A 6821-nucleotide genomic window follows, 5' to 3' on the forward strand; every position below is an offset into this window, starting at 1 on the left:
ACTCACTTATCGACAGGGACCGGGGGCGCTGAAGGTTTCTCAGCGGCTTTTTCAGAATTTCTTCGGGTGGGGTGGTCTCAGGCGACGTGGGCGACGGGGGCGCCCAGAGCGTCGGTCATGGACAGGCGGCTGCGCAGGTCGCCCTTGGCGGAGATCTCGGCGTAGTAGGCGGCGCGGCGCTTGGCGACGCAGCCGTCGGGGCGCTGCGGCGCCTCGACCAGCTCGGGGGCGAGCTGGGAGTTCATGCCGTCGCGCAGCAGGACCAGGGCCTCGGCGCGCAGCTGGGAGACGCGCGACTCGGTCACGCCGAGCTCGGCGGCGATCTCGGCCATCGGGCGCTCCTCGAGGAAGTAGCGGGTGACGACCAGGCGCAGGCGCTCCGGCAGGGACTCGATGGCGTGGGTGAGGTAGCCCAGGCGCTCGCGGTGCAGGATGAGCTCCTCGGGACCGGCGGTCCGCTCCTGGACCATGTCCTCGGCGGTGCCGGGGGCGAAGCCCTGCAGGCTCAGGACGACGGCGCGCTGCACGTCCTCCTCGATGGACTCGATCTCCTCCTCGGCGACGCCCAGGGCGACGGCGAGCTCACGGTTGGTGGGGGTACGGCCCAGCGAGCCGCTGAGCTCCTGGCGGACCGAGTCGAGCTGGCGGGCGCGGCTGCGCACCGAGCGGCTGGCCCAGTCGAGGCCGCGCAGCTCGTCGACCAGGGCGCCGCGGATACGGACGGCGGCGAAGCGGCCGAACGGCGTGCCGCGCTCCGGGTCGAAGGAGCGGGCGGCGGCGGCCAGGGCGGCCAGTCCGGCGGAGGTGAGGTCGTCGCGGTTCACGTGCGAGGGAACTCGCATGAGCGTCTCGCGGACGATGTGACCGACGAGAGGCAGGTGCTCGCGGACAAGGTTCTCGATGTCGCGGTTGACAGCGGTCGTGTCCAGAGTCCTCACAGCGCGGCCCTTTCGGTGTTTCGGGAAGGTCCTGCCGGCTCCCCCGTGGTGCCGACAGGAACTAGAAAACCGTCACAAAGAGGTAGGAACCGGTTGCTTTCGGTTGCCGTACGGTTGCGGGAAATGACTTCTCGTCATGCCTTGAGCACGGGGAGTCATAGTTCGCGCGCCGCGCGGGAAGTTCTCAGGCCTGGCGCCGAGCTGCCGAAGGTGCTGGAGAAGCGCGCCGTCAGGCGCATCCACGAGTGAGAAGGCGGGACGGATGAGCTTGGCCGATCTGTCGAGCACCCTGTGGCGGATCCGAGAGATGATGGATCTGCTGCTGTTCAAGCTCGAAGAGGAGCAACTCGTACTGGCCGCAGGCAAGACGCGCTGGCTGCCGCACGCCACCCGTGAGGTGGAGATGGTGCTCGAGCAGATCCGCAAGTCCGAGGTGCTCCGGGCGGCGCAGGTCGACGCCGTGGCCGCCGAGTTCGGACTGGCGCCCGCGCCCAGCCTGCAGGCCCTCGCCGCGGCGGTCGACGAGCCGTGGAGCGAGATCTTCCAGCAGCACCGGGTGGCCTTCCTGACGCTCACCGCGGAGATCACCGCGATGGCCGAGGCCAACCGCGAGCTGCTCACCGTCGGAGCGCGCGCCGTTCACGAGGCGCTGATGAACGTCACCGGCTCGGTGACGACTTACGGCCGTTCCGGCGAGACCGTCGGTGCCGGCCGTTCCTCCCGACTCGTCAACGAGGCCATGTGATGAGCACCTTCTCCGGAATCTCGACCTCCCTCAGCGCCCTGTACGCCCAGCGGCAGGCGCTGGACGTGGCCGGGCAGAACGTCGCCAACGCCAACACCGAGGGCTACACCCGTCAGCGGGTCGAGCTGAACTCCGTGGGCGGCGTGGTGACCCCGGCCATGTACACCACCACCGACGGCCTGGGCAACGGCGTCACCACCGCGGGCGTCACCCGCATGCGCGACGACTTCCTCGAGGCGCGCGGGCAGATCGAGCACGCCAAGTTCGCGTACCTGTCCGGGCAGGAGGAGATCTACACCCGCGTGGAGGAGGTCTTCGCCGAGCCCAGCGACACCGGCATCCAGTCACAGCTGTCCGGGTACTGGAACGCCTGGGGCGACGTCGTCAACCAGCCCGGCGGCCCGACCGGCAACGCCGCCCGCTCGCAGCTGCTGCAGGAGGGCGCCACCGTCGCCGACACCCTGCGCAGCGCGAACGACACCCTCGAGTCGCTGTGGAACACCACCGTCGACCAGCTCGACTCGCTGGTCACCGAGGTCAACACCGCGGCCGACGCCGTGGCGCAGCTCAACCAGGCGATCGTGCGCGCCACCGCGGCGGGCCTGCCGGCCAGCGAACTGCAGGACAAGCGCGACGGCCTGGTACTGCGGCTGTCCGAGCTCGCCGGCGCCACCTCCAAGCAGCTCGACAACGGCGCGGTGGACGTCTCCGTCGGCGGCGCCAAGCTGGTGGAGGGGCCGACCGCCAGGAAGCTGGAGGTCGGCGGCGCCGGCACGCTGCGGGAGGCGACGGGCAACCCGGTCGCCCTCAGGTGGCAGGGCACCACCACCGACGCCGGCATCACCTCCGGTGAGCTCGCCTCGTCGCTGGAATCCCTCAACAAGGTCCTGCCGGAGTACGCCGCCAAGCTGGACGGCGTGGCGCAGCGGCTGGCCAGCACGGTCAACAACCAGCACACCCAGGGCTACGACCTCAACGGCGCCCAGGGCGGAGCCTTCTTCGTCGCCGACGACGGCGGCGCGATCACCGCCGCGAACATCAAGGTCGGCATCACCGACCCTGCGAAGATCGCGGCCTCGTCCGTGGCTCCGAGGATCGACCCGCAGACCGGTAACCCGATCGGCAACCTCGACGCCGGCAACGCCATCAAGCTGGCCCGCTTCGCCAACACCGAGGGCGGACCCGACACCTTCTACCGGGAGACGGTGACCGCGCTCGGTGTGGCCTCGCAGGCCGCGCAGCGCCGTACGGCCATCCAGAACGTCATCTCCCAGAACAACGACGCCCAGCGCATCGCCCAGTCGGGCGTCAGCCTGGACGAGGAGATGGCGAACATGATCCTCTACCAGCGCGCCTACCAGGCCGCCACGAAGATGATCTCCACCATCGACGAGACCTTCGACTCCCTCTTCGGCATGATCCGAGGCTGATGACATGACCTACATGCGTGTGACCGAGAGCTCCATCTCCACCCGGGTGCTCAACAACCTGCAGGGCAACATCAACCGGCTCGGCGACATCCAGAACCGGCTCTCCGGCGGCAAGCAGCTGGCCCGGCCGTCGGACTCGCCCGCCGGCACCTCATCGGCCCTGTCCCTGCGCAGCGACGTGCGCACCCAGGAGCAGTACATCCGCAACGCCGACGACGGCCTCGGCTGGCTCGGCGCCATCGACACCGCGCTCACCAGCGCGAGCACCCAGGTGAACCGTGCCAGGGAGCTGGTGCTGCAGGGTATGACGACCGGCGTCGCCGGTTCGACGAGCGCGCGCAACGCGCTGGCCACCGAGGTCGAGAACATCCGGGACTCGCTGATCAGCGTCGCGAACAGCACCTACCTCGGCCGCCCGGTCTTCGCCGGCGCCGCCTCCGGCACGGCCGCCTACAACGCCGACGGCACCTACGCCGGCCAGGGCGGCGAGGTGATGCGCATCATCGGCGACAACACCCAGGTCGCCGCCAACTCCAACGGCGAGAAGGTCTTCGGCACCGGAGACGACCAGCTGTTCAAGGTGCTGGACGACATCGCCAGGCATCTCAGGAATGACCCGGCCGCCTTGAGCGACGACATCAGCCACCTCGACACGGCAATCGGAAACATGCAGACCGAGATCGCCGACGTCGGTGCCCGTTACAATCGCGTGACACAGATGCGTGACACAGCCGACGCCAAGATCGTAAGTCTCAAGAACCAGCTGTCGGACATCGAGGACATCGACCTGCCCAAGACCATCACCGAGCTGACCCTGCAGCAGACCGCCTACCAGGCGGCGCTCGCGGCGACGGCCAAGGTGGTCCAGCCCTCACTTGTGGACTTCCTGAAATGATCACTCTTAAGGATCGCCCGATGAACGCAGAGGCCACGGCCCCGACGACCGTCGGCAGCGAGGAGCTGCCCACGATCGAGCTCGTCTGCCCGATGCCCGGCTTCGCCGGAAACCGCCGTTTCGTCCTCGTTCGGATGGACGACAGCGGCGTGCTCTACTCCCTGCGCTCACTGGACGATCCGGACCTGCGCTTCCTGGTCATCTCGCCGAACCCGTTCTTCCCGGACTACGAGCCCGAGATCGACGACGCGACTCTGGCGATGCTCGGCACCGACGAGACCGCGGAACTGCTCGTGCTGCTCATCGTCACCGCGCCGGGCTCCATCACCGAGGCGACGGCCAACCTGCTGGCGCCCATCGTGGTGGACACCGCCACCCGCCGGGCGGTCCAGACCGTGCTCACCGGTTCCGACCTTCCGGTCCGGGCTCCCCTGGTATCCGCCTGACGTCGGTTAGGCTGCCGGTACGTCCCCCCGGACATGAAGGAGCTGGACGTTGCTGGTGCTGACCCGTCGTTCGGGGGAGAGTCTGATGATCGGTGACGACGTCGTCGTCACCGTTCTCGATGTGCGAGGGGACGTGGTCCGGATCGGCATCCGCGCCCCGCGCTCGGTCCCCGTTCACCGCGAGGAGATCTTCCGCGAGCTGCAGGCCGCGAACCGCGAGGCCGCCTCGACGAACGAGAGCGCCCTGGACGAGCTGCGCCGCATGCTGCAGCCGGGCGGATCGGAGACCTGAGCCTCTGACCGGCCCACGGTCACCCCGCCCCGCGTGGGGGTTTCGCCTGTCCGCCGGACACCGAATTCATACCATCCCCGAATACAGGGCTGATGGTCCCAATTGACGTGCCCGTTTGCGGGGATCATCTCTGAGTGACCGGCCGTCCCACGGTGGCGCGCGCCGATCCCGACCGGCTTTTCGTAAAGCACGGCCCGTTTCTGACGATCTGTGAGGCGGAAGTGACCAGGCGGCTGCCGGACCCGTCCGGCGACCGGAGCGCGACCGATCGCCCGTCCGGGCGGTCCCGCTCCGGCGGTTCGCCGTCCCCGCCGTGCCCGACGAGGTGGGGACCGGCGTCTCCCCAGTCCAGGCCGAGCAAGAGAAAAGCATGAACCAGACACCCCCTGGAACGATCCCGGCCGTCGGCTCCCGCTCTGAGCGCGGGCCGCGCGGCTGGCTGGCGTTCCTCGCGGGAGGTGGCCTGCTCGTCGCCCTCGCCCCGCTCCTGATCACCTCCTCTCCCCTCGCCAGCAACCTGGTCTGGTCCCTGGTGCAGGGAGTGTCGGCCGTGGCCGTGGCCGTCGGCATCCGCCGCAACCGCCTGGAGCACCTGTGGTACTGGCGGCTGATGAGCGTGGCCGTCGTGCTGGCCTGGGTCTCGAACACGCTGGGCTGGATGATCGGCTGGAACTGGCTGGGGATCGAGTCCATGCGCGTCTTCTACGACGTCAGCACCCTCATCTCCTACGGCCTGGGCCTGGTGGGCCTGTTCGTGCTGGGCAACCGGCCCGGCACCGCCCGGTGGGCGGGGCTGCTGGACGCGGGCATCATCACCGTGGGCGTGGCCATGCCGTTCTGGACGTTCGTCGTCCACCCGGCGATCGACCGCGGCGCCCACACCGGCGCCGACCTCACCTTCGTGCTGGCCATGCCCGTCATCGACCTCTTCGTGCTCGGCATGGTCGCCCGCCTGCTCTTCGACAGCCGGCGGGCTCCCTGGCTGGTCCTGCTGGGCGCGGCCTACGTCACCATGTTCGTGGCCGACAGCGCCTTCCTGCTCGACCTGGCGGCGGGCCGGCCGATGGGCGTCCTCGCGGTGATGTCCTGGCTGAGCTGGTCGGTCCTGGTGGGAGGCGCGGCGCTGCACCCGAGCGTGGGGCAGTCCGGAGAGATCGGGGCCCCCGCCGTCTCCAGCCGGGCCCGGGTGACGATGTTCCTCGTCCTGGCCCTGCTCGGCCCGCTGGTCTCCAGCCTGGGCCGGGTCTTCCTGTACGCCGACGTGGCCCGGCGGCCCTTCGACGACCTGATGATCACCGGGCTGACGGTCCTGCTGGCCGTGCTGCTGGTCCTGCGGCTGAACACCGTGGCCCGGCTGGCCGAGACCCACGCCGCCGAGCTGAACCGCCAGGCCGCCCGGCTCACCGCGCAGACCGCCGAGCTCAGCGACGCCCTGCGCACCCAGGAGCGCCTGCAGCGCAGCCTGTCACACCGGGCCTCGCACGACCCCCTGACCGGCCTGGCCAACCGCGTCCTGCTGGGACAGGCCCTGCACCACGCCCTGACCCCGCATGGAGGCGGGAGCGCCGCGGCCGGGCGGCAGTGGAGTCCGCCGGCCCTGCTGCTGATGGACCTGGACGGCTTCAAGGACGTCAACGACACCTTCGGCCACCCGGCCGGCGACGCCCTGCTCATCCAGGTGGCCCAGCGACTGCGCGCCCTGGTCCTGCCCGAGCACACCCTGGCCCGCCTGGGCGGCGACGAGTTCGCGCTGCTGATGCCCGACACGCCCGGCCCCGCGGCGCTGGAGCTGGCCGGGCGGATCCGTGAGACCCTGCAGGCCCCGTACTTCCTGGCCGGGCAGGAGGTGCACGTGAGCGCCAGCGTCGGCGTGCTGGCCGACACCGGATCCGCCACCGCCGCCGACGCGCTGCGTGATGCCGACCTGGCGCTGTACGCGGCCAAGAACGCCGGAAAGAACCAGGTCACCGCCTTCGACCCGGCCCTGCGCACCGCCCGGATGGAGCAGGCCCGGCTGACCGCCGGCATGCGCCAGGCCCTGGAACGCGGGGAGATGGAGCTGCAGTACCAGCCCA

7 protein-coding genes are annotated in these 6821 nt (G+C 70.0%); 6 read left to right on the plus strand and 1 reads right to left on the minus strand.

Going from position 1 to position 6821, the window contains the following annotated elements; translation table 11 throughout:
- Positions 1–77: 77 nt before the first annotated feature.
- A complete protein-coding gene (locus tag Psi01_RS42545) occupies positions 78–938 on the minus strand; it encodes a sigma-70 family RNA polymerase sigma factor (RefSeq protein WP_204069896.1) in 861 nt (286 codons plus the stop codon).
- Positions 939–1200: 262 nt separating this feature from the next.
- Between Psi01_RS42545 and Psi01_RS42550 the strand changes: the two genes are divergently transcribed.
- From Psi01_RS42550 to Psi01_RS42575, 6 genes are all read left to right on the plus strand, one after another.
- The gene (locus tag Psi01_RS42550) at positions 1201–1683 is read left to right on the plus strand and encodes a flagellar protein FlgN (RefSeq protein ID WP_204069897.1); all 483 of its coding nucleotides are present in this window, start codon (positions 1201–1203) and stop codon (positions 1681–1683) included.
- Entirely contained in the window at positions 1683–3113 is a 1431-nt protein-coding gene (gene flgK / locus Psi01_RS42555) for a flagellar hook-associated protein FlgK (protein ID WP_204069898.1), read from the plus strand. Before Psi01_RS42550 ends, flgK begins: the two co-directional genes overlap by 1 nt.
- Positions 3114–3117: 4 nt before the next feature.
- A complete protein-coding gene (gene flgL, locus Psi01_RS42560; RefSeq protein WP_204069899.1) occupies positions 3118–4008 on the plus strand; it encodes a flagellar hook-associated protein FlgL in 891 nt (296 codons plus the stop codon).
- A gap of 20 nt (positions 4009–4028) precedes the next feature.
- Entirely contained in the window at positions 4029–4454 is a 426-nt protein-coding gene (locus tag Psi01_RS42565) for a flagellar assembly protein FliW (protein ID WP_204069900.1), read from the plus strand.
- A gap of 55 nt (positions 4455–4509) precedes the next feature.
- Positions 4510–4746: a carbon storage regulator CsrA gene (csrA, locus tag Psi01_RS42570; protein WP_444980737.1), complete on the plus strand. Its 237-nt coding sequence runs from the start codon at positions 4510–4512 to the stop codon at positions 4744–4746.
- Positions 4747–5116: 370 nt separating this feature from the next.
- Positions 5117–6821, plus strand: a 1705-nt coding sequence (locus Psi01_RS42575) for a GGDEF domain-containing protein (RefSeq protein WP_204069902.1), incomplete at its 3' end; no start/stop codon positions are given.

It is taken from the genome of Paraplanobispora siamensis, assembly GCF_016863175.1.
In the GTDB taxonomy this organism is placed as follows: domain Bacteria; phylum Actinomycetota; class Actinomycetes; order Streptosporangiales; family Streptosporangiaceae; genus Planobispora; species Planobispora siamensis.

Bases quoted from the DNA above. Each gene is read 5' to 3' on its own strand.
- Psi01_RS42565 (WP_204069900.1), top strand. From the start codon at position 4,029: ATGAACGCAGAGGCCACGGCCCCGACGACCGTCGGCAGCGAGGAGCTG.
- flgL (WP_204069899.1), top strand. From the start codon at position 3,118: ATGACCTACATGCGTGTGACCGAGAGCTCCATCTCCACCCGGGTGCTC.
- Psi01_RS42550 (WP_204069897.1), top strand. From the start codon at position 1,201: ATGAGCTTGGCCGATCTGTCGAGCACCCTGTGGCGGATCCGAGAGATG.
- flgK (WP_204069898.1), top strand. From the start codon at position 1,683: ATGAGCACCTTCTCCGGAATCTCGACCTCCCTCAGCGCCCTGTACGCC.